At 73.8% G+C, this 26,987-nt stretch carries 26 protein-coding genes and 1 riboswitch; of the genes, 15 read left to right on the forward strand and 11 right to left on the reverse strand.

The genetic code is table 11. The annotated features are described in order from the left end of the window. Positions 1-8 precede the first annotated feature (8 nt). The 4 genes from carA to pyrR form a co-directional block, all read right to left on the reverse strand. Entirely contained in the window at positions 9-1,145 is a 1,137-nt protein-coding gene (carA, locus tag ACSTA4_RS20545) for a glutamine-hydrolyzing carbamoyl-phosphate synthase small subunit (RefSeq protein WP_444964225.1), read from the reverse strand. Between the two features lie 53 nt (positions 1,146-1,198). Next, positions 1,199-2,500 (reverse strand): dihydroorotase, encoded by a 1,302-nt coding sequence (locus ACSTA4_RS20550; RefSeq protein ID WP_444960663.1) that lies wholly within the window; start codon positions 2,498-2,500, stop codon positions 1,199-1,201. Positions 2,501-2,669: 169 nt separating this feature from the next. Next, the gene (locus ACSTA4_RS20555) at positions 2,670-3,578 is read right to left on the reverse strand and encodes an aspartate carbamoyltransferase catalytic subunit (protein WP_444960664.1); all 909 of its coding nucleotides are present in this window, start codon (positions 3,576-3,578) and stop codon (positions 2,670-2,672) included. Beyond that, a complete protein-coding gene (gene pyrR, locus ACSTA4_RS20560; protein ID WP_444960665.1) occupies positions 3,578-4,207 on the reverse strand; it encodes a bifunctional pyr operon transcriptional regulator/uracil phosphoribosyltransferase PyrR in 630 nt (209 codons plus the stop codon). The genes ACSTA4_RS20555 and pyrR overlap by 1 nt, the downstream gene beginning before the upstream one ends. Before the next feature lie 499 nt (positions 4,208-4,706). Between pyrR and bldD the strand changes: the two genes are divergently transcribed. After that, positions 4,707-5,201 carry a transcriptional regulator BldD gene (gene bldD, locus ACSTA4_RS20565; RefSeq protein ID WP_013154123.1) on the forward strand — a complete coding sequence of 165 codons (495 nt, stop codon included), beginning with the start codon at positions 4,707-4,709 and terminating at the stop codon, positions 5,199-5,201. A 343-nt stretch (positions 5,202-5,544) separates the two neighbouring features. Continuing rightward, a complete protein-coding gene (locus ACSTA4_RS20570) occupies positions 5,545-6,159 on the forward strand; it encodes a GNAT family N-acetyltransferase (RefSeq protein WP_444960666.1) in 615 nt (204 codons plus the stop codon). Here the strand turns inward: ACSTA4_RS20570 and metF are convergent. Next, positions 6,071-7,000, reverse strand: coding sequence for a methylenetetrahydrofolate reductase [NAD(P)H] (metF, locus tag ACSTA4_RS20575; protein ID WP_274978193.1), 930 nt, complete (start codon positions 6,998-7,000; stop codon positions 6,071-6,073). The two genes, ACSTA4_RS20570 and metF, sit on opposite strands and share 89 nt — an antisense overlap. Before the next feature lie 129 nt (positions 7,001-7,129). Between metF and ACSTA4_RS20580 the strand changes: the two genes are divergently transcribed. The 5 genes from ACSTA4_RS20580 (at position 7,130) to ACSTA4_RS20600 (ending at position 12,209) form a co-directional block, all read left to right on the forward strand. After that, a complete protein-coding gene (locus tag ACSTA4_RS20580) occupies positions 7,130-7,522 on the forward strand; it encodes a DUF817 family protein (RefSeq protein WP_248771323.1) in 393 nt (130 codons plus the stop codon). Between the two features lie 10 nt (positions 7,523-7,532). Continuing rightward, complete coding sequence (locus ACSTA4_RS20585; protein WP_248771324.1) at positions 7,533-8,615, forward strand: polyprenyl synthetase family protein; 1,083 nt, start codon at positions 7,533-7,535, stop codon at positions 8,613-8,615. A gap of 115 nt (positions 8,616-8,730) precedes the next feature. Beyond that, positions 8,731-10,056, forward strand: a complete 1,326-nt coding sequence (locus ACSTA4_RS20590) for a DUF418 domain-containing protein (protein ID WP_416030700.1) — start codon at positions 8,731-8,733, stop codon at positions 10,054-10,056. A gap of 107 nt (positions 10,057-10,163) precedes the next feature. Continuing rightward, entirely contained in the window at positions 10,164-11,054 is an 891-nt protein-coding gene (locus ACSTA4_RS20595; RefSeq protein ID WP_248774635.1) for an SDR family oxidoreductase, read from the forward strand. Between the two features lie 150 nt (positions 11,055-11,204). Then, positions 11,205-12,209, forward strand: coding sequence for a zinc-binding dehydrogenase (locus ACSTA4_RS20600; protein WP_248771325.1), 1,005 nt, complete (start codon positions 11,205-11,207; stop codon positions 12,207-12,209). Positions 12,210-12,278: 69 nt separating this feature from the next. Here ACSTA4_RS20600 and thiE read toward each other — a convergent pair whose 3' ends face one another. Together thiE and ACSTA4_RS20610 are read right to left on the reverse strand one after the other, a co-directional pair. After that, complete coding sequence (thiE, locus tag ACSTA4_RS20605) at positions 12,279-12,947, reverse strand: thiamine phosphate synthase (protein WP_212643530.1); 669 nt, start codon at positions 12,945-12,947, stop codon at positions 12,279-12,281. Between the two features lie 121 nt (positions 12,948-13,068). Continuing rightward, entirely contained in the window at positions 13,069-13,422 is a 354-nt protein-coding gene (locus tag ACSTA4_RS20610) for an Rv2175c family DNA-binding protein (protein WP_248771330.1), read from the reverse strand. 82 nt (positions 13,423-13,504) lie between these two features. Then, a riboswitch (TPP riboswitch) is annotated at positions 13,505-13,616 on the forward strand. Here ACSTA4_RS20610 and thiO point away from each other — a divergent pair. The 7 genes from thiO (at position 13,585) to thiI (ending at position 21,876) form a co-directional block, all read left to right on the forward strand. Then, positions 13,585-14,781, forward strand: coding sequence for a glycine oxidase ThiO (gene thiO, locus ACSTA4_RS20615; RefSeq protein ID WP_416030695.1), 1,197 nt, complete (start codon positions 13,585-13,587; stop codon positions 14,779-14,781). It overlaps the preceding riboswitch by 32 nt. Before the next feature lie 5 nt (positions 14,782-14,786). Continuing rightward, positions 14,787-14,993, forward strand: a complete 207-nt coding sequence (gene thiS / locus ACSTA4_RS20620; protein WP_248771332.1) for a sulfur carrier protein ThiS — start codon at positions 14,787-14,789, stop codon at positions 14,991-14,993. A gap of 2 nt (positions 14,994-14,995) precedes the next feature. Beyond that, positions 14,996-15,754, forward strand: a complete 759-nt coding sequence (locus ACSTA4_RS20625) for a thiazole synthase (protein ID WP_248771333.1) — start codon at positions 14,996-14,998, stop codon at positions 15,752-15,754. A 443-nt stretch (positions 15,755-16,197) separates the two neighbouring features. Continuing rightward, positions 16,198-18,261 carry a Stk1 family PASTA domain-containing Ser/Thr kinase gene (gene pknB / locus ACSTA4_RS20630; RefSeq protein ID WP_248771334.1) on the forward strand — a complete coding sequence of 688 codons (2,064 nt, stop codon included), beginning with the start codon at positions 16,198-16,200 and terminating at the stop codon, positions 18,259-18,261. Positions 18,262-18,456: 195 nt separating this feature from the next. Beyond that, positions 18,457-19,113 (forward strand): response regulator, encoded by a 657-nt coding sequence (locus ACSTA4_RS20635; protein WP_013154136.1) that lies wholly within the window; start codon positions 18,457-18,459, stop codon positions 19,111-19,113. Positions 19,114-19,253: 140 nt separating this feature from the next. Then, positions 19,254-20,279: a 6-phosphofructokinase gene (locus ACSTA4_RS20640; protein ID WP_013154137.1), complete on the forward strand. Its 1,026-nt coding sequence runs from the start codon at positions 19,254-19,256 to the stop codon at positions 20,277-20,279. Between the two features lie 307 nt (positions 20,280-20,586). Continuing rightward, the gene (thiI, locus tag ACSTA4_RS20645; protein ID WP_274974091.1) at positions 20,587-21,876 is read left to right on the forward strand and encodes a tRNA uracil 4-sulfurtransferase ThiI; all 1,290 of its coding nucleotides are present in this window, start codon (positions 20,587-20,589) and stop codon (positions 21,874-21,876) included. Between the two features lie 76 nt (positions 21,877-21,952). On the opposite strand, the gene aroF is transcribed toward thiI, so the two are convergent. Beyond that, on the reverse strand, positions 21,953-22,999 hold the full coding sequence (gene aroF, locus ACSTA4_RS20650) for a 3-deoxy-7-phosphoheptulonate synthase (RefSeq protein ID WP_274974092.1): 1,047 nt from the start codon (positions 22,997-22,999) through the stop codon (positions 21,953-21,955). A gap of 397 nt (positions 23,000-23,396) precedes the next feature. Between aroF and ACSTA4_RS20655 the strand changes: the two genes are divergently transcribed. Beyond that, positions 23,397-23,990, forward strand: coding sequence for a molybdopterin-dependent oxidoreductase (locus ACSTA4_RS20655; protein ID WP_444964226.1), 594 nt, complete (start codon positions 23,397-23,399; stop codon positions 23,988-23,990). 14 nt (positions 23,991-24,004) lie between these two features. Here ACSTA4_RS20655 and macS read toward each other — a convergent pair whose 3' ends face one another. From macS to ACSTA4_RS20670, 3 genes are read right to left on the reverse strand one after another with little or no spacing between them, the layout of a single operon-like run. Further along, positions 24,005-25,189: a MacS family sensor histidine kinase gene (macS, locus tag ACSTA4_RS20660; protein ID WP_444964227.1), complete on the reverse strand. Its 1,185-nt coding sequence runs from the start codon at positions 25,187-25,189 to the stop codon at positions 24,005-24,007. Positions 25,190-25,192: 3 nt separating this feature from the next. Beyond that, positions 25,193-26,110 carry a hypothetical protein gene (locus ACSTA4_RS20665; protein WP_444960667.1) on the reverse strand — a complete coding sequence of 306 codons (918 nt, stop codon included), beginning with the start codon at positions 26,108-26,110 and terminating at the stop codon, positions 25,193-25,195. Then, entirely contained in the window at positions 26,107-26,904 is a 798-nt protein-coding gene (locus ACSTA4_RS20670; protein ID WP_444960668.1) for an alpha/beta hydrolase, read from the reverse strand. The genes ACSTA4_RS20665 and ACSTA4_RS20670 overlap by 4 nt, the downstream gene beginning before the upstream one ends. Between the last annotated feature and the right edge of the window lie 83 nt (positions 26,905-26,987).

Below are 26,987 nucleotides of genomic sequence, written 5' to 3' on the forward strand. Positions count from 1 at the left end.
TCCTCTTGCTACTTGGCAGCCGGAGCGGGCTGGGCGGACATCAGGTCGACGAACGCGTCGAAGAGTTCGGCGGCGTCGTGGGGGCCGGCGGCGGCCTCCGGGTGGAACTGGACGCTGAACGCGGGGCGGTCCAGCAGCCGCAGGCCCTCGACGACGCGGTCGTTGAGGCCGATGTGGCTGACCTCGGCCCGGCCGTAGGGGGTGTCGAAGGGCTCGTCGAGGGGGGCGTCGACGGCGAAGCCGTGGTTCTGGCTCGTGATGGCGACCCTGCCGGAGCGGGTGTCGATCACCGGCTGGTTGACGCCCCGGTGCCCGAAGGGCAGCTTGTAGGTGCCCAGGTCCAGGGCGCGGCCCAGGATCTGGTTGCCGAAGCAGATACCGAAGAGCGGCCTGCCCGCGTCCAGGACGCCGCGCATGGCGGTGACGGGTGCGTCGGCGGTGGCGGGGTCGCCGGGGCCGTTGCTGAAGAACACCCCGTCCGGGTCCAGGGCGAGGATGTCCTCGGCGGTGGCGGTGGCGGGCAGCACGGTGACCCGGCAGCCCCGCTCGGCCAGGCGCTGGGGGGTCATGGCCTTGATGCCCAGGTCCACGGCGGCGACGTGGAAGCGGGCGGGGACGCCCTCGGGCGGCAGGACCTCGTAGGGCTCGCTGGTGCTGACCTCGGCGGCCAGGTCGGCCCCGGCCATGGCGGGCTGCTGGCGCACGCGCTCCAGCAGGGCCCCCGGGTCGGTCTCGGTGGTGCTGATGGCGGCGCGCATGACGCCCTTGTCGCGCAGGTGGCGGGTGAGGGCGCGGGTGCCGGTGAGGGCGATGCCGACCACGCCCTGGCGGCGCAGCTCCTCGTCCAGGGTGCGCTCGGCCCGCCAGTTGGAGGTGATGCGGGCGGGCTCGCGCACGACGTACCCGGCGACCCAGACGCGGCCGGACTCGGGGTCGTCGTCGTTGACGCCGGTGTTGCCGATGTGGGGGGCGGTCATCACCACGATCTGGCGGTGGTAGGAGGGGTCGGTGAGGGTCTCCTGGTAGCCGGTCATGCCGGTGTTGAAGACCGCCTCGCCGAAGGTCTCCCCGGTGGCGCCGAAGGATCGGCCGTGGAAGACCCGGCCGTCCTCGAGTACCAGAATCGCGGGTCCGCTCTCGGACACGTTCGCCCCCTCCTCCGCCGGGCCGTCGGCGGCCCGGGTGTTCTGTTCTGTGCTCACTGGATCTTCCCCTCCAGGACGGTCGGGGCGCCGCGCAGGAACGTGGCGCGCACCCGGCCGGGCAGGGTCATGCCCCGGAAGGGGGTGTTGCCGCTCTTGCTGACCATGGCCGCGCCGTCCACGTCGACGGCGGCGGCCGGGTCGTACAGGACCACGTTGGCGGGCTGGCCGACCGCCAGGTCACGCCCGTGGTCGTGGACGCGGCCGATGCGGGCCGGTGCCGCGGACATGCGGTCGGCGACGTCGGCCCAGGTCAGCAGACCGGTGTCGACCATCGTGCGCTGCACGACCGCCAACGCCGTCTCCAGTCCGACCATTCCCATGGCGGCGGTGGACCACTCGGTCTCCTTGGCCTCTGCGGGGTGGGGGGCGTGGTCGGTGGCGACGATGTCGATGGTGCCGTCGGCCAGGCCCTCGCGCAGCGCCTGGACGTCGTCGGCGGTGCGCAGGGGCGGGTTGACCTTGTAGACGGGATCGTAGCCCTCCACCAGCTCCTCTGTCAGCAGGAGGTGGTGGGGTGTGACCTCGGCGGTGACGTCGCAGCCGCGGGCCTTGGCCCAGCGGATGATGTCGACCGAGCCCTTGGTCGAGACGTGGCACACGTGCAGGCGCGAGCCCACGTGCTGGGCGAGCAGGCAGTCGCGGGCGATGATCGCCTCCTCGGCGACCGCGGGCCAGCCGGGCAGGCCGAGGCGGTCGGAGACGCGGCCCTCGTTCATCTGGGCGCCCTGGGTCAGGCGCGGCTCCTGGGCGTGCTGGGCGATGACGCCGTCGAAGGCCTTGACGTACTCCAGGGCGCGGCGCATGAGCAGGGCGTCGGAGACGCAGATGCCGTCGTCGGAGAAGACGCGCACGCCGGCGGCGGAGTCGGCCATGGCGCCGATCTCGGAGAGGCGCTCCCCGGCCAGGCCGACGGTGACGGCGCCGACGGGGCGCACGTCGCAGTACCCGGCCTCGCGGCCCAGGCGCCAGACCTGTTCGACGACGCCGGCGGTGTCGGCGACGGGGTCGGTGTTGGCCATGGCGTGGACGGCGGTGTAGCCGCCCATGGCGGCGGAGCGGGATCCGGTGGCGACGGTCTCGGCGTCCTCGCGGCCGGGCTCGCGCAGGTGGGTGTGCAGGTCCACCAGGCCGGGCAGGGCGATCAGGCCGGTGGCGTCGACGGTCCGGGCGTCCTCGGGGGCGTCCAGGTCCCGGCCGGTCGCGGCGATGCGGCCGTCGGCCAGGAGCAGGTCGACGGGGTCGCCGCCGAGGGGGCGGGCGCCGCGGATCAGGTGCGGTCCGTGGGTGTCGGGCATCGCGGTGTTGGCTTCCTTGTGTTCTGGGTCGGGGAGGGGCGGCGCGGGGCGCCGGGGCGCGCCGGTGGGCCGGGGCGCGCCGGTGGGCCGGGCGCCGCCCGGGCCCGTGGCGGGGCCTCGCGTCCCCCGGGTGCGGTGGTGCGGGCCGCGGGGACCCGCGGCAGGGCTGTCAGGAGCCGCCGAGCAGCAGGTAGAGCACGGCCATGCGCAGGCTGACGCCGTTGGCGACCTGCTCGGTGACGGTGCAGCGGGGCGAGTCGGCGACCTCCGCGGAGATCTCCATGCCGCGGACCATCGGGCCGGGGTGCATGACGATCGCGTCCTCGGGCATGCGGGACAGGCGCTCGCCGTCCAGGCCGTAGTTGCGGCTGTACTCGCGCGTGGACGGGAAGAACGACTCGTGCATGCGCTCGGCCTGTACGCGCAGCATCATGACGACGTCGGACTTGGGCAGGACGTCGTCGAGGTCGTAGGAGACCTCGCACAGCCAGGTGTGCACCGAGACCGGCAGCAGGGTGGGCGGCGCGACCAGGGTGACGTGCGCGCCCAGGGTGGTGAGCAGCAGCACGTTGGAGCGGGCGACCCGGCTGTGCAGGATGTCGCCGACGACGGCCACCCGCAGCCCCTCCAGGCGCCCCAGGCGCGAGCGCATGGTGAAGGCGTCCAGCAGGGCCTGGGTGGGGTGTTCGTGGGTGCCGTCGCCCGCGTTGAGGACGGACCCGTCCACCCAGTTGGCGAGGCGGTGGGCGGCGCCGGAGGCGCTGTGCCGGATGACGACGCCGTCGGCGCCCATGGCCTGGAGGGTCAGCGCGGTGTCCTTGAGGCTCTCGCCCTTGGAGACGCTGGAGCCCTTGGCGGAGAAGTTGATGACGTCCGCGGACAGGCGCTTGGCGGCCAGCTCGAAGGAGGTGCGGGTGCGGGTGGAGTCCTCGTAGAAGAGGTTGACCACGGTGCGCCCGCGCAGGGTGGGCAGCTTCTTGACGGAGCGGTCGCCGACCTGGGCGAGTTCGGCGGCGGTGTCCAGGACGAGGGTGGCCTCGTCGCGGGAGAGGTCGCCGGTGGAGAGCAGGTGGCGCATCAGTCGTTCCCCTCGGTGGTTCCGGGGCGGGGGCGGGACGGGCCGAGCAGCACCGCGTCGTGTCCGTCGGTCTCCTCCAGGCGCACGGTGACGCTCTCGCGCAGCGAGGTGGGCAGGTTCTTGCCCACGTAGTCGGCGCGGATGGGCAGTTCGCGGTGGCCCCGGTCGACCAGGACGGCGAGCTGGACGGCGCGGGGGCGCCCCAGGTCGCCGAGGGCGTCCAGGGCGGCGCGGACGGTGCGGCCGGAGAAGAGGACGTCGTCGACGAGGACGACGACGCGGTCGTCGAGTCCGCCCTGGGGGATCTCGGTCCGGCCGAGGGCGCGGACGGGGGCGGAGCGCAGGTCGTCGCGGTACATGGTGATGTCGAGCGAGCCCGCGGGGACGGTGAGGTCCTCCACCCGTTCGATGCGCCGTGCCAGGCGGTGGGCGAGCGGGACCCCGCGCGAGGGGATGCCCAGGAGGGTGACGCCCCGGCCCCCCTTGGTGCGTTCGAGCACCTCGTGGGCGATGCGGGTCAGCGCCCGGTTGATCTCGCTGCCGTCGAGGACGGCGCGGGTGCCCTCGGGCACCTCGGGTGCGGGGGAACCGCCACCGGTGTCACCGGTCGTCGGTTTTTGCGCACGCAAAGTAGTGACTCCCTTCCCTGCCTCACTGAACAGGTCGTTAAAGGATGTCGATCGGAGCCACGCTACCAGCGACGCTCGCGACCCCCGCGAGGCGGTCGATGACCCGAGGTCACCAATGTGACTCTGGTCACACCACAAGCGAACACGTACCCCCTGAAATGTGGTCATGTCGTCACCCAGTGGATACGGCAACGAAGGGGCCGAAACCTGAAATACCCAGGAGGAACGGGCTTTTCATGCCATCGTGACGCACGACTCGTCCGGTTCGGTCCTGACATGAGAGGTGTCTCACTTACGCACGGTTTGGCCACCGATTAGTCGCGTTTCACACCAACGGCTTGACCTGGAAGGCAGACCCCCCTACCGTCACTGTCTGTAACCACTGCCGGGTGGGGTTGCATCCCGTGACCATCCGCTGGACCGCCCAGGCGGCCCGCCGAGTACGAGCGGACGCCCCCCCACCACGCCAGCCACTGTCACGGCCGGGAGCGACAAGAAGATGCCATCCGAATACGCGAAGTCCCTCGGTGCGCGACTGCGTGCCATCCGCACCCAGCAGGGCCTGTCCCTGCACGGGGTGGAAGAGAAGTCCCACGGCCGCTGGAAGGCCGTCGTGGTGGGCTCCTACGAGCGCGGCGACCGCGCCGTCACCGTCCAGAAGCTCGCCGAGCTGGCGGACTTCTACGGCGTGCCGATGTCGGAGCTGCTGCCGGGCGGCGCGGCTCCCACCCCGCTGGGCCCCACGCCCAAGCTGGTCATCGACCTGGAGCGCATGCAGCAGCTGCCGCAGGAGAAGGCCGGGCCGCTGTCCCGCTACGTCGCCACGATCCAGAGCCAGCGGGGTGACTACAACGGGCGGGTGCTCTCCATCCGCCAGGAGGACCTGCGCTCACTCGCGGTCATCTACGACAAGTCGCCCGGGGACCTGACCGAGGAGCTCATCAACTGGGGCGTCCTCGACCCCGAGGCGCGCCGCGCGGTCGACGCCTTCTGACCGGTACCCGAACACCGGGACAACCGAACAGATCCGCACCCGCTCGACGAGAACCGGCGGCCCCGACGGGGGCGCCGGTTCTCGTCGTGTCCGCCCGGCCGGGGACTGGCCGGCGGACGGGGCCGGAACGGCGCGGCCGGACGTGGGGCTTCCCCTCCCCAACCCGGCCGCGCCGCCCTCCCGCCGGAGGGGGGTCCGACGGAGTGCGTCGAACTCCTGTTCGACATGATCCAGTTAACCCCAGGCCGCCGGACCCGTCAAGGACCCCGCCCGGCGCCGCGCGCACCCCGTCCGCGCGCGAATCCGCAGGACCGCGGAAGGTCCGGGGAACTACCCTTGGCCCGTGGTAGCCGATACCAAGTTGCGTGAGCTGGCCCCGCCCGCCTTCACGCACGCCGTCCCCGCGCTGCTCCAGGTGTACGAGGCCGCCATGCGGCCGCCCCCGGAGCAGTTGCCCGGGCGCGCCTCCGTCATGAGGGGCCACGCCCGCAACCCGGGCTTTCGCGCGGTGGTGGCCGTGCGCGGCGGCCTCCCGGTCGGCTTCGCCTACGGCTTCCACGGACGCGGCGGCCAGTGGTGGCACGACACGGTGGCGGAGGGGCTGCGCGCGGACGCCGGGGCCCGCCAGGCGCGCCGCTGCCTGTCCGACGCGCTGGAGGTCGCCGAGGTGCACGTCCACCCGGACGCGCAGAACCGGGGCGTGGGCCGCGCCCTGCTCCACGCCCTGTGCCGGGACAGGCCGGAGCGCACCGCGGTGCTGTCCACGCGTTCGGGACCCTCCGCGGCGCGCCACCTGTACCGCTCGTGCGGGTTCACCGAGGTGCTGGAGGACTTCCGCTTCCCCGGCAGCCCCGGTCAGCCCTTCTCGATCATGGCCGCCCGGCTCCCTCTGACGGGCTCCGGTGACCGGAGATCTCCCGGTAGATCTGCCTGGTGGCCGTGGACCGGTTCGAGGTGATGAAGTGGATGCCCGGCGCGCCCTCGGCCAGCAGCCGCTCGCACATGCGCTGGGCGTGCTCGATGCCGAAGGCCCGCACGGACTCGGCGTCGTCGCCGAAGGAGGCGAACCTCTCGGCCAGGTCGGCCGGGAAGGGGGCGCCGGAGAGCTGCTCCGAGCGCGGGATGAACGAGGTGCGCACCACCGGGAAGACCTCGGGGATGATCGGCACCTCGCAGCCGCGCGCGGCCACCCGGTCGCGCAGGCGCAGGTAGTCCTCGGGGTCGAAGAACATCTGGGTGATGGCGTAGTCGGCGCCCGCCTCGCACTTGCGCACGAAGTGGTCGGTGTCGGTCTCGACGTCGTCCGAGCGCGGGTGCTTGTAGGGGAAGGCGGCCACGCCCACGCAGAAGTCGCCGCTGTCCTTGATCAGGCGCACCAGCTCCTCGGCGTAGGTCAGCCCCTGGGGGTGGCGGATCCACTCCCCGTCCGGGTCGCCGGGCGGGTCGCCCCGCACGGCGAGCATGTTGGACACGCCCGCGTCGGCGAGGCGGCCGACGAGGTGGCGCAGTTCGGCCACGGAGTGGTCGACCAGGGTCATATGAGCGACCGGCAGCAGTGTGGTGTCGGTCGCGATGCGCTCGGTGGTCTCCACGGTCAGCCCGCGCGTGCTGCCGCCCGCGCCGTAGGTGACTGAGACGAAGGCGGGGCCGAGGGCCTCGATCTCCCTGATCGCGCGCCACAGGCGCTCCTGCGCCTGGGGCGTGCGGGGCGGGAAGAACTCGAAGGAGAACATCGGCTCGCCCGCGTCGAGGAGTTCGCGGATGTGACGCGGCCTGGGGGCCGGGCCTCGGGGCGCCACAGGGAGTGTCGGTGCAGCCAGCATGCGCACCAGCTTAGGTCAGACACCCCCGCGGCGGAGGAGCCGTCCCACCCTGTGAGACCCGTGGCGCGCGCCACTCCCGCGCGGCACGACGTGCGAGGATACGGCATGCCCCCTCCCCCGCCCCCTTCCACCGTCCCCGTTCCCGGCCCCCGGCCGCGTCCGCTGTTCTGGGTCGCCCAACTGCTGCGCTTCGGCTGGCTCCAGGCGCGGGCCTGCGCGTTCGCGGTGTGCATGTTCGCCGGGTTCGCGCTCTCGGCGGTGGGCTCCTACATCGTGCGCGCCTGGCGGCTGCTGGACCTGGAGCCGGTGCGCTACCGCGCCGCCGCGACCACCGCGGTCGCGGTCGCGGTCTACCTCGACTTCCTCACCCACCACTGGCTGCCGGACCTGCGGGTGCCCCTGGCGGTGCTGCTGGTGACGGTGTCGTTCGTGCTGGCGGCCAGTTGGAAGCGGCCCGGACGGGCGGAACCGGACCGGGCCGTGTCCGACAGCCGATAACCTGCGGTTCATGGTGCCTTCCTCTTCCCCGTCCGCCTCCGCCGTCCTCGCGGTCCGCTCCGGCGTGGACCGCGAACTGACCTCCTTCTGCGCCGACCACCGGGCCCAGTTGATGGAGATCGGGGAGGAGCTGGCTCCGGCCATGGACGCGCTGGAGACGATGGTCTCCGGCGGCAAGCGCCTGCGGCCGACCTTCTGCTACTGGGGGTGGCGGGGCGCGGGCGGCGCGGCCGACGACGAGCGCGTGGTGCGGGCGGCGGCCTCCCTGGAGTTCCTCCAGGCGTGCGCGCTCGTCCACGACGACGTGATCGACAACAGCGACACCCGGCGCGGCCTGCCCGCCACGCACAAGCGGCTGGCCAAGCTGCACGCCGACCAGGGGTGGAGCGGCGACAGCGAGGGCTTCGGCCAGGGCGCGGCCATCCTCATCGGCGACCTGTGCCTGGCCTGGTCGGACGAGATGTACCAGGCCAGCGGCTTCCCGACGGAGGTGCTGGGCCGGGGGCGGCGCCCCTTCGACGCGATGCGCACCGAGGTCATGGCCGGGCAGTACCTGGACACCCTGGAGCAGGTGCGGGGCACCGGCACACGCGAGGCGGCGCTGCGCGTGATGCGCTACAAGTCCGCCAAGTACACGGTGGAGCGCCCGCTGCACCTGGGCGCGGCGCTGGCGGGCCGCCACGAGGAGCTGGCCGGGGTCTACACCGGCTACGGCATCCCGCTGGGGATCGCCTTCCAGCTCCGCGACGACGTGCTGGGCGTGTTCGGCGACCCGTCCACCACCGGCAAGCCCGCCGGGGACGACCTGCGCGAGGGCAAGCGGACGCTGGTGGTGGCCGAGACCCTGGCGCGCGCCGGGGCGGCCGACGCCGAGCGGTTCCGCTCGCTGCTGGGGGCGCCGGACCTGTCGGTGTCCTCGGTGGAGTGGATGTGCTCCCTGATCGAGGGCTCGGGCGCGCTGGCCGTGTGCGAGGAGATGATCGCGGAGTACGCCGACCGGGCCGTCGCGTCCCTGGAGAGCCCCGAGCTGGACGAATCCGCCCGCGAGCCGCTGCGCCAGCTAGTCGTGGCCGCCACCTCGCGCTCCTCCTGAGGGTCCTTCCCTAGGGGAGTTTCCCGGGTCCGCGCCCGCCGGGGGCCTGTTGTGCCCGTCCGCCCGCTCCGGTTGAATCGCTGACACGACATATCGCGAAATCGGGGAGTCTCCCATGTCTGGGCACACCGTTTCCCGCGGTCCGGTCGGCGCGGGCGAGAGAGCCCTCGCGCCGGACCTGGCGCGCGGGTTCATGCTGCTGTTCATCGCGCTCGCCAACACGGCCTGGTACCTGTGGGCGCTCCCGTCCAGCGGGGGCGGGGTCCACCCGGAGCCCGGCGGCGCGCTGGACCGGATCGCGCAGTTCGCCATCGTCATGGCGGTGGACATGCGCAGCTATCCGATGTTCGCCTTCCTGTTCGGGTACGGCATGGTGCAGTTGGCCCGGCGCCAGGAGGCGGCGGGCTCGTCCGCGCGGGAGGTGAACGCGCTGCTGCGCCGCCGCAACCTGTGGCTGCTCGCGTTCGGCTTCGTCCACGCCCTGCTGCTGTGGATGGGCGACATCCTGGGCGCCTACGGCCTGGCCGGGCTGCTCCTGGGCTGGCTGTTCCTGCGGCGCAGGGACGCCACGCTGCTGGTGTGGGCGGGGGTGTTCACCGGGCTGGCCGCCCTGCTCGCGGCGTTCAGCCTGCTGGGCCTGGCCTTCATGCCCGCGGACGCCCCCTCCTCCGCCGCGTTCGGCATGGACCAGACCGCCGCCAACATCGGCGACGCCTCGATCCTGGGCGCCGCGCTGGGCCGCGTCATGGCCTGGCCGCTGATCACGCTGGGCCAGGGACTGCTGGGCATGGTCGTGCCCGCGGCGATCCTGCTCGGCTACTGGGCCGCGCGCCGCCGGATACTTGAGGAGCCGGGCGAGCACCTGGGCCTGCTGCGCTGGACCGCGGCCCTGGGCGTCGGCGTGGGCTGGCTGGGCGGGCTGCCCATGGCCCTGGCCCAGATCGGGGTCTGGGACCTGTCTCCCGCGCAGGCGGGCATGCTGGCCATGCCGCACATGGTGACCGGGCTGGCCGGCGGCCTGGGCTACGTGGCGCTGATCGCGCTGGCGGCGCACCGGATCCAGGGGCGCGGTCGCGCGCCGGGCGCGGTGGTCGGCGCGCTGTCGGCGACCGGCAAGCGCTCGCTGTCGGCCTACCTGGCCCAGTCGGTGCTGTGCGCGCCGCTCCTGGCGGCCTGGGGCCTGGGGCTGGGCGGCGAACTCGCCTCGTGGTCGATGGCCCTGTTCGCGGTGGGCGTGTGGCTGGTGACGGTGGCGGCGTCCTACGCGCTGGAGCGCGCGGGCAGGCGCGGACCGGCCGAGGCGCTGCTGCGCCGCCTGGCCTACCGCCGCCCGGTCGCGCGGGGCGCTCGGGAGGCGGAGGAGCCCGGGAACGCGTCGGGTCGGACGGTCGGGCACGGACCGGCCCGGGGACCGGCGGACGGCGGGCGTCCCGCGCCCTGACCCCGGCGGCCCCGGGGGCGCCGGCCCCGCCGCGCCCGACCCCGCGGCGCAAAAAGGCGCGTGCCGCTCAGCGTCCGGCACGCCCTCGTAACGCAGGATGGGGTGTCATGGGCGACGATCACACGACAAACCACACCATAGGGGTGACGGGGGCGACCGGGGCGCTGGGCGGGCGGGTCGCCGCGCGGATCGCGCGGCTGGGCAGGCCCCAGCGGCTCATCGTACGCGACATCAACCGCGCTCCCGAGTACCCCGGCAGCAGCGCGGCGATGGCGGCCTACGAGGACTCCACGGGCTTCGAGCGGGCGTGCCGGGGGGTGGACACACTGTTCCTGGTCTCGGCCACCGAGTCCGAGGACCGGATCGACGTCCACGTGAGCGCGGTGGACGCCGCGGTCAAGGCGGGGGTGTCCTGGATCGTCTACCTGTCCTTCCTGCGCGCGGGCCCGGCGTCCACCTTCACGTTCGCGCGCACGCACTTCTTCACCGAGGCGCACATCCGGTCCACGGGGGTGCGGTACACCTTCCTCAGACCCAGCCTGTACCTGGACCTGCTGCCGGACTGGGTGGACGACGGGGGCGCGGTGCGGGGCCCGGCCGGTGACGGCCGGATCGCGTGGGTCTCGCGCGACGACGTGGCGGACGTGGCCGCGGCCGTGCTGACCGACCCCGCGGCCGCGCGCGCCTCGCACGACACCAGCCACGACGTCACCGGCCCGGAGGCGCTGTCCCTGGGCGCGACGGCGGAGAGGCTGAGCGTGCTCACCGGGCGCTCGGTGCACTACGTGCCCCAGACGCGGGAGGAGGCGCTGGAGTCGCGCCGCGGCGGCGCCCCCGACTGGGCGGTCGAGGGCTGGGTAACCTCCTACGCCGCGATCGCCGCCGGGGAGCTCGACGTGGTCTCGCCCGCCGTCCCCGACCTGACCGGCCATCCCGCCCAGTCCATCGAGGGCTTCCTGCGGCGCCACCCCAGCGCGCTGTCGCACGTCGCGGTCTGACCGCGGCCCGCCCTCCGCGCCATGTGCCCGTGCGGGGCGGTCCCCTGTGCCGTGGATCTCCCCCGGCACCCGGCCCTTGACCTCAACAAATATTGAGGTAAGAGGCTGGGCGGTGTCGGAGACAGGCAGTGCGCACCGAGGGAGAACGACATGCGAGCGGTACAGGTCCGGGAGTTCGGCGGCCCGGAGGTCCTGGTGGTCCGGGACGTGCCCGAGCCCGAGGCGGGACCGGGACAGGCGCTGGTGGAGGTCTCCGCGGCGAACGTGATGTACCTGGACACCCTGGTCCGCGGCGGCTGGGGGCTGGACTACTTCCCCGTGGCTCCCCCCTACGTCCCCGGCGCGGGCGTGGCCGGGCGGGTGGTCCGGATCGGCCCGGGCGTGGACCCGGGCTGGGAGGGGGCCACGGTGGTCGCCGACACCGGGCACACGGACGGGACGCCGGAAAGGCCCACCCTGCCCGTGGACGGCTACGCCGAGCGGGCCGTGGTCCCGGAGTCGGCACTGGTCAGGGTGCCCGAGGAGGTGGACCCCCGGGCGGCGCTGGCCCTGCTGCACGACGGGCCGACCGCGCTGGCGCTGGAGCGGGCGGCGGGCTTCGGGCCCAGCACCACGGTCCTGGTCGCCGCGGCCGCCGGAGGGGCGGGCACCCTGGCCGTCCAGTTGGCCCGCAGGGCCGGGGCACAGGTCATCGGCGCGGCCAGGGGCGGGGCCAAACTGGCCCTGGTCCGCGAACTGGGCGCGCAGGAGACCGTGGACTACTCCGAGCCGGACTGGCCGGAGCGGGTGCGCGCGCTGACCGGCGGCACCGGGGTCGACGTGGTCCTGGACGGCGCCGGGGGCGCGCTGGGCGCGGCGGCCTTCGCGACCCTGGCCGACGGCGGCCGGTTCGTCGGCTACGGCTCGGCGGGCGGAGGCTTCACGGAGGTGGACGCGCGGGAGGCCGCGAGCCGCGGGATCGGGGTCCTGGGGCTGTTCGACCTCAAGCAGGCCGAGGACGACCGGCGGGACGCCCTGCGGCTGGTGCTGGAGATGGCCCGCATGGGCAGGATCACCCCGCACGTGGGCCTGACCCTGCCTTTGGAGCGGGCCGCCGAGGCGCACGCCGCGCTGGAGGGGCGCACGGTGCTCGGCAAGGTCCTGCTGGTCCCCTAGAGGCGGGCGGCACCGAACGGCCGGGCCCCGGCGGACCGGCCCCGGGGTCGTTCGGCGCCCGGCTGCCGGTCAGCCCCCGGCGCGGGCCGCCAGGCGCTGGCGCAGAGCGGCGGCGGCGGCCCGGGGGTCCTCCGCCTCCGTGATCGCGCGCACGACCACGACCCGGCGGGCCCCGGCGTCCAGCACGCGGTCGATGTTGTCGGCGTCGATCCCGCCGATGGCGAACCAGGGGCGGTCGGTGCCCAGCGCGGCCGCCTCCTCCACCAGCTCCAGCCCGGCGGCCGGGCGACCCGGCTTGGTGGGGGTCGCCCAGGTCGGTCCGACGCAGAAGTAGTCGCTGCCGGGCTCCTCGGCGGAGGCGGCCGCGGCGGCGACGTCGTTGTTGGAGCGGCCGATCACGGGGTCGGCGCCGATGATGTCGCGGGCCATGGGCACGGGCAGGTCCCGCTGGCCCAGGTGGAGGACGTCGGCGCGCACGGCGCGGGCGATGTCGGCGCGGTCGTTGACCGCGAGCAGGGCGCCGTACCGCTCGCACGCCTCCTTCATCACCTCCAGGGCCGCGATCTCCTCGCGCGCCTCCAGGCCCTTGTCCCGGAGCTGGATGATGTCCACTCCCCCGGCAAGGGCCGCGTCGGCGAACTCGGCCAGGTCGCCCCGGCCGGTCCGGGCGTCGGTGCACAGGTACAGAAGCGATGCGTCCAGGCGCTTGCGCAGGCTGGTTCCGTGGCTGGTCCTCACACGGTCCACCCTAGGCCCTGGCGCGTTCGGACCCAAGGGGGAGGGGCGCGGCGGCGCGCCCCTCCCCCTCTTCCCCGGGGGTCACGAACGGGTCCGTGGGCCGCGGACCCGGGGCAGCGGACTAGAAGGCCAGGCTCTGGGCCCGGCGGCGCACCTCGGTGCCCCGGTTCTCGCGCATGGCCTGGATCGGCGTGCCCGGCAGGGAGTCGTCGTGGGTGAACAGCCAGCGCAGGGCCTCCTCGGAGGAGAAGCCCGCGTCGGTGAGCAGCAGCAGTGTCCCCGGCAGACCCTTGACCAGGTCGTCGCCGTCGATGAAGGCCGCGGGAATGGAGAGTTCGCCGTCGCGGACCACACCCATCATGCGGTTCTCGCGGATCAGCGTCTTGATCCGGTTCGGGCTCACGCCCAGCGGAGCGGCGGCCTCCTTGAGGGTCAGCCAGTCGCCGATCAGCGTGTCGATGTCGCGTTGTGTCACACCACCAATCTGCCACATCCGCGCACCTCCTTCCCCCCGGCACGGCGCGCGTCGGCCACGGGTCCTAGAATGGGGACAGACCCCTACATCCCGCGGGAGCCGGGTGGGACCCGGCTGAGAGGGAGGCTGTGAGCCTCCGACCGCACGAACCTGATCCGGATCATGCCGGCGAAGGGAGTGGAAGCCACAGCCGTGCGCACCTCCGACGATTCCCACCGCGACCGCGTCGTCGTGGTCGGCGGCGGCCTGGTCGGGCGGGTCACCGCCTGGCGGGCCGCCCAACGCGGCCTGAGCGTCACCCTGGTCGAGTCCGACCCCGCCCGCGCCGCCTCCACCGTGGCCGCGGGCATGCTGACCCCCGCCACCGAGGCGGCGTTCGGCGAGGAGCCCCTCATGGAGCTGGGCATCCGCTCGGCCCGCATGTACGCGGACTTCGTCGCCGAACTGGAGGAGGCCAGCGGCCTGGACGTGGGCCACCGCGCCACCGGCACGCTGCTGGTCGCCTTCGACCGCGACGACCTGGCCGTCCTCACCGAACTGCACGCGCTCCAGCGGAGGCTGGGCATCGCCGCCGAGCGCCTGACCGGCCGCGAGTGCCGCCGCCTGGAGCCCATGCTCGCCCCGTCCGTGCGCGGCGGCGTCCTGGCCCCCGACGACCACTCCGTGGACCCGCGGCGGCTGCTGCGCGCCCTGGCCGCGGCGGGCGGGCGCGCGGGCGTCACCGAGGTCCGCGGGCTGGTCGGGGAGATCCTCTCCCCCGGCCCCGGGGGCGCCCGGCTGGGCGTGCGCCTGGCCGGGGAGGCCGCGGCGGGTCGGATCCTGCCCGCGCACCAGGTGGTGCTGGCCGCGGGCTGCTGGGGCAACGGCGTCGCGGTCCCCGAACCCGTGGTCCCGCCGCTGCGCCCGGTCAAGGGGCAGTTGCTGCGCGCCCGGGTGCCCGACGGGGAGCCGCCGCTCGTCGGCCGGACCGTCCGCGGCCTGGTCCGGGGGTTCCCGACCTACCTGGTGCCGCGCGCCGACGGCGAGGTCGTCATCGGCGCCACCCAGGAGGAGCTGGGCCACGACACCTCGCTCACCGTCGGGGGGCTCTGGCAGGTGCTGCGGGACGCGCGCGAACTCGTCCCCGGGGTGAGCGAGCTGGAGGTCACCGAGACCTGCGTCGGGCTGCGCCCCGGCTCCCCCGACAACGAACCCCTCCTGGGGCCCACCCGGGTCCCGGGACTGCACCTGGCCGCCGGGCACTTCCGGCACGGGGTCCTGCTGACCCCGGTGACCGGTGAGGCCATGGCCCGGGCCCTGACCGACGGAGACCTGCCCGAGTACGCCCGCCGTTTCACGGCACGACGCGCAAGTAGGTAGTAGCAGTGGAACTGATCATCAACGGCGACCGCCGCGAGTTCGCCGACGACACGACCGTGGAAGCGGTCGTGCGCGACCTGACCGGCGCCCAGGCCCCCGGCGGTGTCGCCGTGGCCGTCAACGACGAGGTGGTGCGCCGGACCGCGTGGGCCGCGAGCCCGCTCAACCAGGGCGACCGCGTGGACGTCCTCACCGCGGTGCAGGGAGGCTGAGAATGAACGACGACCTCGTGATCGCGGGAACCTCCTTCGGGTCCCGGCTCATCACCGGAACCGGCGGAGCCCCCTCCCTGGAGGTCCTGGAGGAGGCCCTGATCGCCTCCGGCACCGAGCTGACCACCGTGGCGATGCGCCGGGTCTCCCCCGGCACCCGGGGGTCGGTGTGGGACGTCCTGACCCGTAACAGGATCCGGGCGCTGCCCAACACCGCCGGGTGCTTCACCGCCGTCGACGCGGTGCGCACCGCCCGCCTGGGCCGCGAGGCGCTGGAGACCGACTGGGTCAAGCTGGAGGTGGTCGCGGACGAGCACACGCTGCTGCCCGACCCCGTCGAGCTGCTGGAGGCCGCCGAACAACTGGTGGACGAGGGCTTCACCGTGCTGCCCTACACCAACGACGACCCCGTGCTGGCCCGGCGCCTGGAGCAGGTGGGCTGCGCCGCGGTGATGCCCCTGGCCGCCCCGATCGGCTCGGGGCTGGGCATCCGCAACCCGCACAACCTGGAGCTGATCGTCGAGCAGGCCGGTGTGCCGGTCATCGTGGACGCGGGGATCGGCACCGCCAGCGACGCCGCCCTGGCCATGGAGCTGGGGTGCGACGCGGTCCTGCTGGCCACGGCCGTGACCCGCGCCCAGGACCCGGTGCGCATGGCCGCCGCGATGCGCGACGCCGTACGCGCGGGCCGCGGCGCGCGCCTGGCCGGCCGCATCCCCGTGCGGCGCTACGCCCAGGCCTCCTCGCCCTCCGTGAGTTAGGCCACCGGGCCCCGCTCCCCGCCCCGGCCCGCCGCCGACCGGTGCGTCCCGCCCGGGGAGTTTGGCGGCGTCCTCTACCGTGGAACGAGTGCGCGGCCCCGCAAGGGCGCATCCCGCACACCACGACAACCCAGGCGCGAGCGTCCCCACCGCCGACGGAGCGGGCCTCACCGGGAACGGGGCGACCCGACGACCGGTGGGGCACGCGCCACCGGAACCGGGAGGGCCCCGGCCGGGGCCGGGGCCCGTCCTCCGGGGAGACCGAACAGTCCTCCCCGGGGTCCCACCGGCCCCGCCGACACCGGAACGGGACGGCGCGACCGCGAACCGCCGGGCAGACCTGGCGTGGGCTTCCGCTATCGTGTCGGTTCGACACCCGGTGTCGGGTACGCGCCACCGGCCGCGACAGCCCGCGCTCCCCGCAGCAAGGACACTACTCCGCCGTGGACATGACGACTTCCGACCCGCTCGTAGGCGCCACCCTGGACCGACGCTACTTCGTGGAGTCCAGGATCGCCGGAGGCGGGATGGCGACCGTCTACGTCGCCCACGACCTGAGGTTGGACCGACGGCTGGCCCTGAAGGTGATGCACCCTTCGCTGGCCCAGGACCCGACCTTCGTGCAGCGCTTCATCAACGAGGCGCACTCCGTCGCCAAGCTCTCCCACCCCAACGTCGTGCAGGTCTTCGACCAGGGTGAGGACCAGGGGCACGTGTTCCTGGCCATGGAGTACGTACCCGGGCGCACCCTGCGCGACCTGCTCAAGTCCCGGGGCAGGCTCGGCGCCCACGACGCCCTGAACGCCATGGCCCCGGTGCTGGCCGCGCTCGGCGCCGCCCACCAGGCGGGCATGGTCCACCGCGACGTCAAGCCCGAGAACGTCCTCATCACCGAGGACGGCCGGGTCAAGGTCGCCGACTTCGGCCTGGCGCGCGCCGTGGAGCAGTCCAACCAGGGGCTGACCCGCACGGGCACCCTCATGGGCACGGCGGCCTACCTGGCCCCCGAGCAGATCGAGAAGGGCGTCGCCGACGCCCGCAGCGACGTGTACGCGGCGGGCATCATGCTCTACGAGCTGCTCACCGGCAGCCAGCCGCACACCGGCGAGACGCCCATCGCGATCGCCTACCAGCACGTCAACGAGGACGTCCCGCGCCCCTCGCACTTCCTGCCCGGCCTGCCCGCGGAGGTCGACGCGCTGGTCACCAAGGCCACCGAGCGCGACCCCAGGTACCGTCCCAGCAACGCGGGCCAGTACCTGGCCAAGGTCCTGGCGGTGCTCAACGGCCTGCCCGCGACTCCCCCCGCCTCCGCCGCCGACCAGGCCCCGCTGACGCCCGTCGCCCCGGCGGCGGCGACCACGGCCTCGGTGACCGCGCCCCAGCTCATCGCCGGGGGCGCCGGTCCGGGCACCGAGAACGCGACCATGGTCGTGGACATGGCCTCGGCCGGGCTCGACGACGGCCGCTACGACGACTACGACCGCGGCAAGGACGGGTACGGCGACGACGACGGGTACGACGGGTATGACGACTACCGTGACGGCCCCGACGACCGGCGCCGCCGCAACCTGCTGATCGGGATCGGCGCGGCGGTCCTGGCGATCGTCCTGCTCGGCGCGGGCTGGTGGTTCCTCGTCGGCCAGTACGAGAACGTCCCCGACGTGGTGGGCCGCGACCCCGAGGCCGCGAGCCAGATGATCCGCGACGAGGGCCTGCGCTACGACCTGTCCTCCGAGGCCGTCTACAGCGACGCCGAGCCGGGCACGGTCGGCGAGACCGACCCCGAGGTGGGCGCCCGCCTGTCCCCCGACGACGTGGTCACCGTGTACCTGTCCAAGGGCCCGCAGACGGTGGAGATGCCCGAACTGGTCGAGATGGACGCCGCCGACGCGCTCAAGGAGCTGGAGGACCTCGGCTTCGACCCGGACAACATCGTCCAGGAGGACGTGAACTCCACCGAGGTGGAGCCCGGCGCGGTGGTCTCCACCTCCCCCGAGGCGGGCGCGGAGGCCGACCGCGAGGAGCAGGTCACCATCACCGTCAGCCAGGGCATCCCGGTGCCCGCGGTGGTCGGCGAGGACCTGGACACCGCCCGCCAGATGCTGGAGGGCGAGGGCCTGTCCGTCGAGGTGGTCGAGGAGGAGAGCGCGGACGTCGAGGAGGGCAAGGTCATCCAGCAGAGCCCCGACAGCGGCTCCAGCATCGGCTCCGGCGGCACCGTCACCCTGACCGTCTCCACCGGTCCGCCCGGCGTGGACATCCCCGACGTGGTCGGCATGCGGGTCGACGAGGCGCGTGAGGCGCTGGAGGAGGCCGGTTTCAAGGTCAAGGTCGAGCGCGTCTTCGGCGGCCGCGAGGTGGCGCACCAGTCGCACACGGGCAGGGCGCCCGAGGACACCGAGATCACGATCACCGCGACTCCGGGCGGCATCGACCTGGGCGACTTCGGCGAGGGCGGCGGCAACGGTAACGGCAACGGCCGCGGCGGCGACGATGACGACTGACCGGCCCGGGCTCGCGGCCTGAGTCGGAAGCGAGGGGGCGGGACCGATCGGTCCCGCCCCCTCGCCGTGTGCGGCCGCCCTGGCGAGGGGCACGGCCGCCGCCCCGGCGGGGTCGGCGCGCTCCCCGCCCGCTTCCACCGCCTCGGTCGTCGGCCCGTGCCGTGGGCGCCGCCCGCCCGGGATAGGGTCGCCTCCATGGCGAGCGAGGCGATCCGGGTACTGGTGGTGGACGACCACCCCATGTGGCGCGACGCGGTCGCGCGCGACCTCGGCGAGGCCGGTATCGAGGTCGTGGGCACCGCGGGCGACGGCGCCAAGGCGCTGCGCATCGCCCCGGCCGCGCGCCCCACCCTGGCCGTCGTGGACCTGCACCTGCCCGACATGAGCGGGGTCGAGCTGACCGCGGGCCTGGTGGCGCTGTCCCCGCCGCCGCGGGTGCTGGTGCTGTCGGCGAGCGGGGCCAGCGACGACGTCCTGGCCGCGGTGAAGGCCGGGGCCACCGGCTACCTGGTCAAGTCGGCGGGTCGGGAGGAACTGCTGGACGCGGTACGCCGGGTGCACGCGGGCGAGGCCGTGTACACGCCGGGCCTGGCCGGACTGGTGCTGGGCGAGTACCGCAGGCTCTCGTCGGCGGACCGCTCCCGGGAGCCGGAGGCGCCGGAGCTGACCCCCCGCGAGACCGAGGTGCTGCGCCTGGTCGCCAAGGGGCTGGCCTACAAGCAGATCGCGCAGCGGCTGGGCATCTCCCACCGCACCGTGCAGAACCACGTGCAGAACACCCTCACCAAGCTCCACCTGCACAACAGGGTGGAGCTGGTGCGCTACGCCATCGACCGGGGCCTGGACGACTGACGCGGGGCGCGCCCCCTACGCGCCGGGCGCGTTCACCGCGTATTCTCCTCCCCGGGTTGGCCCCGGATCACTGCTCCCACTATGGTCTAGACCATATGGCGCCATGCGTCGTAAAACACACAACGTCGAGGAGAATTCGTATGCGAGTCGGGGTGCTGACCGGCGGTGGGGACTGCCCTGGTCTGAACGCGGTCATCCGCGCAGTGGTCCGCAAGGGCATCAAGGACTACGGCTACGAGTTCATCGGCTTCCGGGACGGTTGGCGCGGTCCGCTGGAGGGCGACACCATGCCGCTGGACGTGACGGCCGTGCGCGGCATCCTGCCCCGGGGCGGCACGATCCTGGGCTCCTCGCGCACCAACCTCATGAAGATCGAGGGCGGCGTCGAGCGGGTCAAGGACAACATGGCCGGGCTGGGCGTCGACGCCCTGGTCGCCATCGGCGGCGAGGACACCCTCGGCGTGGCCCGCCAGTTGCACGACCGCGGCGTCAACGTCGTCGGCGTGCCCAAGACCATCGACAACGACCTCAACGCGACCGACTACACCTTCGGTTTCGACACGGCCGTGAACATCGCGATGGAGGCGATCGACCGCCTGCACACCACCGCCGAGTCGCACCACCGCGCGCTGGTGGTGGAGGTCATGGGCCGCCACGCCGGGTGGATCGCGCTGCACTCGGGCATGGCCGCGGGCGCCAACGTCATCCTCATCCCCGAGCGGCCCTTCGACATCGACGAGGTCGTCAAGCACGTCGAGAGCCGCTTCGAGACCCAGTACGCGCCGATCATCGTGGTCGCCGAGGGCGCGCACCCCAAGGAGGGCCAGATGGAGCTGGCCACCGGGGAGACCGACTCCTTCGGCCACGTGCGCCTGGGCGGCATCGGCCAGCGGCTGGCCGACGAGATCGAGCAGCGCACCGGCAAGGAGGCCCGCTCGGTGGTCCTGGGCCACGTGCAGCGCGGCGGCACGCCCACCGCGTTCGACCGCGTGCTGGCCACCCGCCTGGGCGTGAACGCCATCGAGGCCGTGCACGACAAGGCCTTCGGCAAGATGGTCGGCCTCCAGGGCACGGACATCGTCCGCGTGAACCTGGCCGAGGCGACCGACACCCTCAAGACCGTGCCCTCCTCGCGCTACGAGGAGGCCGAGGTCTTCTTCGGCTAGGCACAACCCCACGGCCCGGAGCCCGGGAACCGGATTGTCCCGGGGCTCCCCCGGAGGGACCGGCCGCCGGCCACGCGCGCCGGCCCCCTCCGGAACGGTCCGCGCCCCCTCCCAGCTCCCAGGGAGGGGGCGCGCCGCGTCCGGGGCGGCGGCCGTGTGCCCGCCGTCTCCCGCCCGTCCCGTCCGAAAACGGACGGAGCGGTGGACGGGATGTTCGATACTGGAGGATGGCGATGGACGCTCCCGGCCCCGTCCCGCCGCTCCCACCTCACACCGGGACACGAAGGCATCCACCGGAGGTAGCACCATGTCCGCGTCGCTTGAGTCCGCGCCGCTCCCCGCAGCCCTGGCCGGGTCCGACGCCGGGCTCGGCGAGCTCTGCGTGCTCATGAAGCTCGGCGAGATCGTTCTCAAGGGCTCCAACCGCAGGCTGTTCGAACGGCGGCTGCACAACAACATCCGCGCCTCCGTGCGCGACCTGGGCGAGATCCGCCTCTCCCAGCGCGGCGCGGGCGTGATCATCGTGCGCAAGCCCGAGGCCTCCGACCTGGAGGTCGCCGAGATCGCCGACCGCATGGCCAACGTCATGGGCGTGGTCCGGGTGCACCTGGTCCGCCGCGTGCCCAAGGACCTGGACGCCGTCACCGACATCGGCGTGCGCGTCATGGAGGGCCGCCAGGGCACCTTCGCCGTGCGCGCCCGGCGCCGCGACAAGCGCTTCGAGATGACCTCGTCGGAGCTGGCCGGGTACCTGGGCTCGAAGATCATCGAGGCGCACGGCTACCAGGTCAACCTCAAGCGCCCCGACAACACCCTGTTCGTCGAGGTGGACAAGGACGAGGCGTTCGTGTTCACCGACGGCGTGCCCGGCCAGGGCGGCCTGCCCGCGGGGATGAGCGGCCGCGGCCTGGTGCTGATGTCGGGCGGGATCGACTCCCCCGTCGCCGCGCACCGGATGATCCGGCGCGGGCTCAAGGTCGACTTCCTGCACTTCTCCGGCATGCCGTTCACCGGCCCGGAGTCGATCTACAAGGCCTACAGCCTCGTCCGCCAGCTGGACCGCTACCAGGTGGGCTCGCGGCTGTTCGTCATCCCCTTCGGCAAGGCCCAGCAGCAGCTGAAGAGCTCGGGGATCGAACGTCTCCAGATCGTCGCCCAGCGCCGCCTCATGCTCAAGACCGCCGAGGCCCTGGCCGACGACCTGAACGCGGAGTGCCTGATCACCGGGGACGCGCTGGGCCAGGTGTCCAGTCAGACCATGACCAACCTGACCGCCCTGGACGACGCGGTGGACCTGCCGATCCTGCGTCCGCTCATCGGCATGGACAAGACCGAGATCATGGACCAGGCCCGCCGGATCGGGACGCTGGCCATCTCGGAGCTGCCCGACGAGGACTGCTGCACCATGCTGACCCCGCGCCAGGTGGAGACCGCGGCCAAGATCCCGGACCTGCGCCAGATCGAGAAGCGCCTGGACGCCGAGGAGCTGGCCGAGCACCTGGTCACCACCGCGCAGGTGCACAAGCCCAGCTTCCTGGGCGACGCCGCGCCCAAGCGCGTGGCGCCCGCGTCCGCTTCGGTGGCCGCCACCGCCTAGCGCGCGACGACGGCGCCCCGGCCCCGCCCCGCGTGCGGGGAGCGGCCGGGGCGCCGTCGTGTTCAGCCCCCGGGTCTCACAGGCCGGCCAGTTCGCGGCCGGGCGCCGGGGTCAAGGTGCGGCCCGTCAGGGCGGCCAGGGTGCCCGCCAGGTCGCGCAGCTCGGCCAGGTCCTCGTGCAGGAGGGCCTGCGGGCCGTCGCACAGGGCGTTCTCCGGGTGGGGGTGCACGTCGACGATGACGCCGTCCGCGCCGACCGCCACGGCCGCGCGCGAGAGCGGCAGCACCAGCTCGCGCTTGCCGCCCGAGTGGGACGGGTCGACGATCACCGGCAGGTGGGACAGGTTCTGGGCGACCGGGACGGCGCTGATGTCCAGGGTGTTGCGGGTGGCCTTCTCGAAGGTGCGGATGCCGCGCTCGCACAGGACGATGTCGAGGTTGCCGCGCTGGGCGATGTACTCGGCGGCCATCAGCCACTCCTCGATGGTCGCGCTCATGCCGCGCTTGAGCAGGACCGGCTTGCCCGCGTCTCCCACCGCTTGGAGGAGGGCGAAGTTCTGCATGTTGCGGGTGCCGACCTGGAGCATGTCGGCGTAGGAGGCGACCAGCTCCACGTCGGCGGCGTCCACGACCTCGGTGACGATGGGCAGGCCGGTCTCCTCGCGCACGTCGGCGAGGATCCGCAGGCCCTCCTCGCCCAGGCCCTGGAAGGCGTAGGGGGAGGTGCGGGGCTTGTAGGCGCCGCCGCGCAGCAGGGACGCCCCCGCCTCCATCGCCATCCGGGCCGCGGCCAGGGTCTGCTCGGGGGTCTCGACGGCGCAGGGCCCGGCGATGACGGTGACGTTGTCGCCGCCGATCGGCACTCCGCGCACGCTGACGACGGTGCGGCTGTCGTGGTTCTCGCGGCTGACGAGCTTGTAGGGGGCGGAGATGCGCAGGACGTCGCTGACGCCCGGCTTGGCGGCCAGGCCCAGGTCCTGGAAGCGCTCGACGTCGCCGACGAGGCCGATGATCGTGCGGCTCACGCCGCGCGTCACGTAGGCCTCGCCTCCGGCGGAGGAGACCAGCTCGACCAGATCGTCGATGTTCTCGGGGGTGGCGTCCGGCGCCATCACGATGACCATGTGCGTTGTCCCTAGCTGCTTGTCGGTTGGGTGAACGAGCCGACCGGCGCCCGGAACGAGAAAAGCCCCGGGCTCTACCGGCCCGGGGCTCAAGTCGTCTGTGTCAGCGCAGCGCTCTACAGGCGACCGGGGTGTCGGGCCGGTAGCCATAAAAGCGCCAGAAGTTCCGCTGCATGGCTGGAACTATAGCGCACGGTCACCGCGTGTCCGCACACCCGGGGCGAGTGACCTGTCTCTCGTCGGCGCCTGACAGGATGGCCGCACGCACGTTCTCCCCACGGGGAAGGCGTTCGCGCGGCCGACCGGCCGGGCGCGCCGCGGGAGCCCACAGACGAGCAGGGGGACGGAAGTGTCCGAGGGAACGGACGAGGACGACACGGACGGGGCCCGGTCCCGGATGCCTCCCGGGCAGGCGGTGCGCCACGAGCACAAGCCGCTGCACTACGGGCCGGTGCCCGTCTTCCGCCCGCAGCGGTGGGACCTGCGGGTCACGGGGGCGACCGAGGACCTGGGGGCGTACCGCTGGACGTGGGAGGAGTTCGCGCGGCTGCCGCGCACGGACTCGGTGAGCGACTTCCACTGCGTGATGCGGTTCAGCGCCCCGGACGTGCCCTGGCGCGGGGTGCGCGCCGCGGACCTGGTGGCCGCGGCCCCGCCCGCGCCGGAGGCCACGCACGTGATGGCGTGGGGCGAGTACGGGTACGGCGCGAACCTGCGCATGGACGACTTCCTCGCGGAGGGGGTGCTGCTGGCGACCCACCGCGACGGCGAGCCCCTGGCCCCCGACCACGGCGCGCCGCTGCGCCTGGTGGTGCCGCACCTGTACGGGTGGAAGAGCGTGAAGTGGCTGCGCGCGGTGGAGTACATGACCGCGGACCGCCGCGGTTTCTGGGAGGAGCGCGGCTACCACAACCGGGGCGACCCGTGGCGGGAGCAGCGGTTCTCCCACCAGGAGGAGGAGCAGGAGCCGGGCCGGGCTCCGCGGCGGTGAGCCGTGCGGGGCCCTCAGCGGCGCGGGACGCGCATCTCCACCTCGGTGCCCTGGCCGGGGACCGACACGTACTCGACGGTGCCGCCCAGGTCGCGCACACGGCCCAGCACGGACTGGGCCACGCCGATGCGGCCCTCGGAGCGGGCCCGCTCCAGGCGGCCGGGCTCGATGCCGGGGCCCTCGTCGCGCACGGACACGGTCACCGCGTCGTCCTCGTCCTCCACCAGCACCCAGGCGCGCGTGCCCTCGGGGCAGTGCCGCTCCACGTTGTCCAGGGCGGCCAGCACGGCGGCGGCCAGTTCGGCGGCGGTGTGCGCGGGCAGGACGACGGGCGTGGCGGGCGCGGACACCGACACGCGGGCCGACTCGGCGCGGCGCAGCGGCTCGCGCAGGTCCACCGCGGCCCCGGACGCGGCCGCGCGCCCCGCGGGAGGCGGCGCCGCCCCGCCGGTTCCCTTCGCCCCGTCCGTCCCGCCGGAGGCGTCCTCCGACGATCCGATCGCGACCAGCGCGCGCAGGCGCGCCTCCTGCTCACCGGCCATCCGGCCCAGTTCGGCGGCCTCTCCCCCGGCCTCGGCGCCGCGCCTGCTCACCAGGGACAGCACCTGGAGCACCGAGTCGTGGATCGAGCGGGCCAGCTGCTCGCGCTCGCGGGTGCGCGCCTCCAGCGCGACCGCCTGCGCGAACCGCCGTTCGGCCCGCTCCGACATCCAGGACATGTACCCGACCGCCAGTCCGGCCAGGAGCAGCAGGACCACGCCGCGGGCGGTCGCGGCGGTCACCGCGGCGTCCATGACCGTGCGCAGGGTGAGGTCGGCGAGGCCGTAGAGCACGGCGACGGCCGCGGCGGCGCGCCCGCCCCAGATGACGCTGGCCGCCAGGGCGGTGCCCGCGAACCAGTAGCCGCTCAGCGGCGGGGCCTGGGTGAGGTAGAACGGCGTGGCCGCCGGGGCGGTGGCGAACAGGCACGCGAAGGCCACCGCGAGGTCGGCGGTGAGCACGCGCCAGTCGCGCAGGTGCGGGCGGGCGTAGGCGCGGGTGGTGAACGCCGTCCACACGACCATGACCGCCAGCACCGTCCAGGCCAGCCAGGGCCGGGTCAGGTGCTCGTGGTGCTGGACGAGGAGGAACAGGGCGTAGACCAGGGACGCTGCGCGGAAGACGGCGAAGGCGCGCCAGAGGGGGAAGTCGAAGCCCAGGGGTCAGACCACCGCCCCGTTGTCGGGCCCGCCGTCTCCGGGCGGACGGGAGTCGGTCATGCGCAGGATGAGCACGACGAAGCTGACGAGGAAGGCCAGCACCGCGACGAACATCAGCCAGTTGGGCAGGGAGACGCCGACGAACGCGGCCCCGAACACCAGCACCGGCGCGCCCAGCAGGCACAGCCAGGCCGCGATGCCCACCCGGTCGCCCTGGAGCAGGGGCGGCGGTGGCGGGGGCTCGTAGTGGCCCTCCAGGTCGGCCTCGGCCCGACGCCGGGCCTCCTCCTCCGCCGTCTCGGGCTCCTCCCCGTCCCCGGCGCCGACGGTTCCGCCGGCCAGGATGTCGCCGGCGGAGGAGGCCTCCCCCGCCGGGGCGCTGAGGTTCTCGGCGTCGGGCCAGGCGGCGCGGCGGCGCTGCCCCCGGGTGTCGGCGTCGTCGTAGAAGCGGGCGACCAGGTCGTTCCAGACCTCGTCCTCGTCCGCGGGCCGGGCGGGCGCGGCGTCGGGGTCGACGTTGGCGGGCGGGCCGTCCAGCAGGTCGCCGCCGACCGTCGCGTCGGGGGCCTCGTGCGGAGCGGCCTCGCCGCCCTCCTCGGCGTCGGCGTCGGAGCGGGGCTCGCCGCGCGGAGCCAGCAGGTCGGGGGCCGTCCCGGGCTGCCCGTCCAGGTCGGGCAGCTCGGCGCCCAGGACCCTCTCGGCCGCGGCCCGCTCCTCGGCGTCCACGTACAGGTGGTCGGTGGGCGGGTCGTCGGCCTGGCTGCCCGCGGGTTCCAGGACGTCCTCGTCCAGGGGCACGGCGTAGGCGGCGATGCCGCTGCGCCGGAGCGCCTCCAGCATGAGGTCGGCGTGCGAGGGCGCGAGCAGGATCAGCGGAACGTAGGCGTCGGCGAGCAGGCCGTTTCCCCGACGTTGCGTCATCGGTCGGCTCCTTCCCCGCTTCTACTGTGCTCTCGCACGAAGGCGAGGCTCCCGTCGAAGACGACGGCGGCGTCATGGTCGAGGGTCGCCACGTGGTAGCTGTCGTGGAGCAGGTGGATCGTCAGCCCGGTGTTGACCGCTCTCCTAGCGAGGATACGCAGACTGCGCGGTCCGACGACGTGGTCCTGGGTGCTCCGGTAGGCCAGGATCGGCGCTCGCAAACCGGACATGCCCTCCTGAACCTCGCGCCACAGCTTCGGGAGTGTCGCCGCGGCCGCGGTGGGGACGCGGTCGTACCCGCCCTCGGTGGTGTCGTCCTTGGAGACGTCGCAGCCCAGACCGGGCGTGGAGGGCATGATCCGCGAGACCAGGCGGCGGACGGGGGCGATGACGGGCAGGCGCCGGTCCTCCACCACCAGGGAGGGGTTGACGAGCACGACCCCGCGCACGAGGCCGGGATGCCTCTGGGCCAGGCGCAGGCTGAGGGCGCCGCCCATGGACAGCCCCATGACGAACACCTCCTCACAGCGCGAGGCCAGGTCCAGCAGGGTCCGTTCGACCTCGGCGAGCCAGTCGTCGCTGGTGGTGAGGTTCATGTCGTGCCAGACCGTGCCGTGCCCGGGCAGCAGGGGCGCCTCGACGCTGAGTCCGGCGGCGGCCAGGTGCTCGGCCCAGGGGCGCATCGAGTACGGGGAGCCGGTGAAACCGTGGCAGAGCAGGACGCCCGTGCCCGACCCGCGATGACTGAACGGCTCGGCGCCCGGGATCAGGGGAGGGGCGTCGGTCGGTCTCACGGAGCGGCTCCAGGGATCGGGCGGTGCGCGGGGGACGGGGGTCTGCGGCGACCGGAGCGGAGGCACGGGAGACCCTGGCTCCT

This window comes from Nocardiopsis sp. M1B1 (assembly GCF_052466615.1).

Bases quoted from the DNA above. Each gene is read 5' to 3' on its own strand.
- ACSTA4_RS20595 (WP_248774635.1), top strand. From the start codon at position 10,164: ATGGGCGACGATCACACGACAAACCACACCATAGGGGTGACGGGGGCG.
- thiI (WP_274974091.1), top strand. From the start codon at position 20,587: ATGTCCGCGTCGCTTGAGTCCGCGCCGCTCCCCGCAGCCCTGGCCGGG.
- ACSTA4_RS20580 (WP_248771323.1), top strand. From the start codon at position 7,130: ATGCCCCCTCCCCCGCCCCCTTCCACCGTCCCCGTTCCCGGCCCCCGG.
- ACSTA4_RS20590 (WP_416030700.1), top strand. From the start codon at position 8,731: ATGTCTGGGCACACCGTTTCCCGCGGTCCGGTCGGCGCGGGCGAGAGA.
- ACSTA4_RS20665 (WP_444960667.1), bottom strand. From the start codon at position 26,110: ATGACGCAACGTCGGGGAAACGGCCTGCTCGCCGACGCCTACGTTCCG.
- ACSTA4_RS20635 (WP_013154136.1), top strand. From the start codon at position 18,457: ATGGCGAGCGAGGCGATCCGGGTACTGGTGGTGGACGACCACCCCATG.
- ACSTA4_RS20585 (WP_248771324.1), top strand. From the start codon at position 7,533: ATGGTGCCTTCCTCTTCCCCGTCCGCCTCCGCCGTCCTCGCGGTCCGC.
- aroF (WP_274974092.1), bottom strand. From the start codon at position 22,999: ATGGTCATCGTGATGGCGCCGGACGCCACCCCCGAGAACATCGACGAT.
- ACSTA4_RS20550 (WP_444960663.1), bottom strand. From the start codon at position 2,500: ATGCCCGACACCCACGGACCGCACCTGATCCGCGGCGCCCGCCCCCTC.
- bldD (WP_013154123.1), top strand. From the start codon at position 4,707: ATGCCATCCGAATACGCGAAGTCCCTCGGTGCGCGACTGCGTGCCATC.
- ACSTA4_RS20655 (WP_444964226.1), top strand. From the start codon at position 23,397: ATGCCTCCCGGGCAGGCGGTGCGCCACGAGCACAAGCCGCTGCACTAC.
- ACSTA4_RS20625 (WP_248771333.1), top strand. From the start codon at position 14,996: ATGAACGACGACCTCGTGATCGCGGGAACCTCCTTCGGGTCCCGGCTC.
- ACSTA4_RS20600 (WP_248771325.1), top strand. From the start codon at position 11,205: ATGCGAGCGGTACAGGTCCGGGAGTTCGGCGGCCCGGAGGTCCTGGTG.
- ACSTA4_RS20555 (WP_444960664.1), bottom strand. From the start codon at position 3,578: ATGCGCCACCTGCTCTCCACCGGCGACCTCTCCCGCGACGAGGCCACC.
- ACSTA4_RS20640 (WP_013154137.1), top strand. From the start codon at position 19,254: ATGCGAGTCGGGGTGCTGACCGGCGGTGGGGACTGCCCTGGTCTGAAC.
- thiO (WP_416030695.1), top strand. From the start codon at position 13,585: ATGCCGGCGAAGGGAGTGGAAGCCACAGCCGTGCGCACCTCCGACGAT.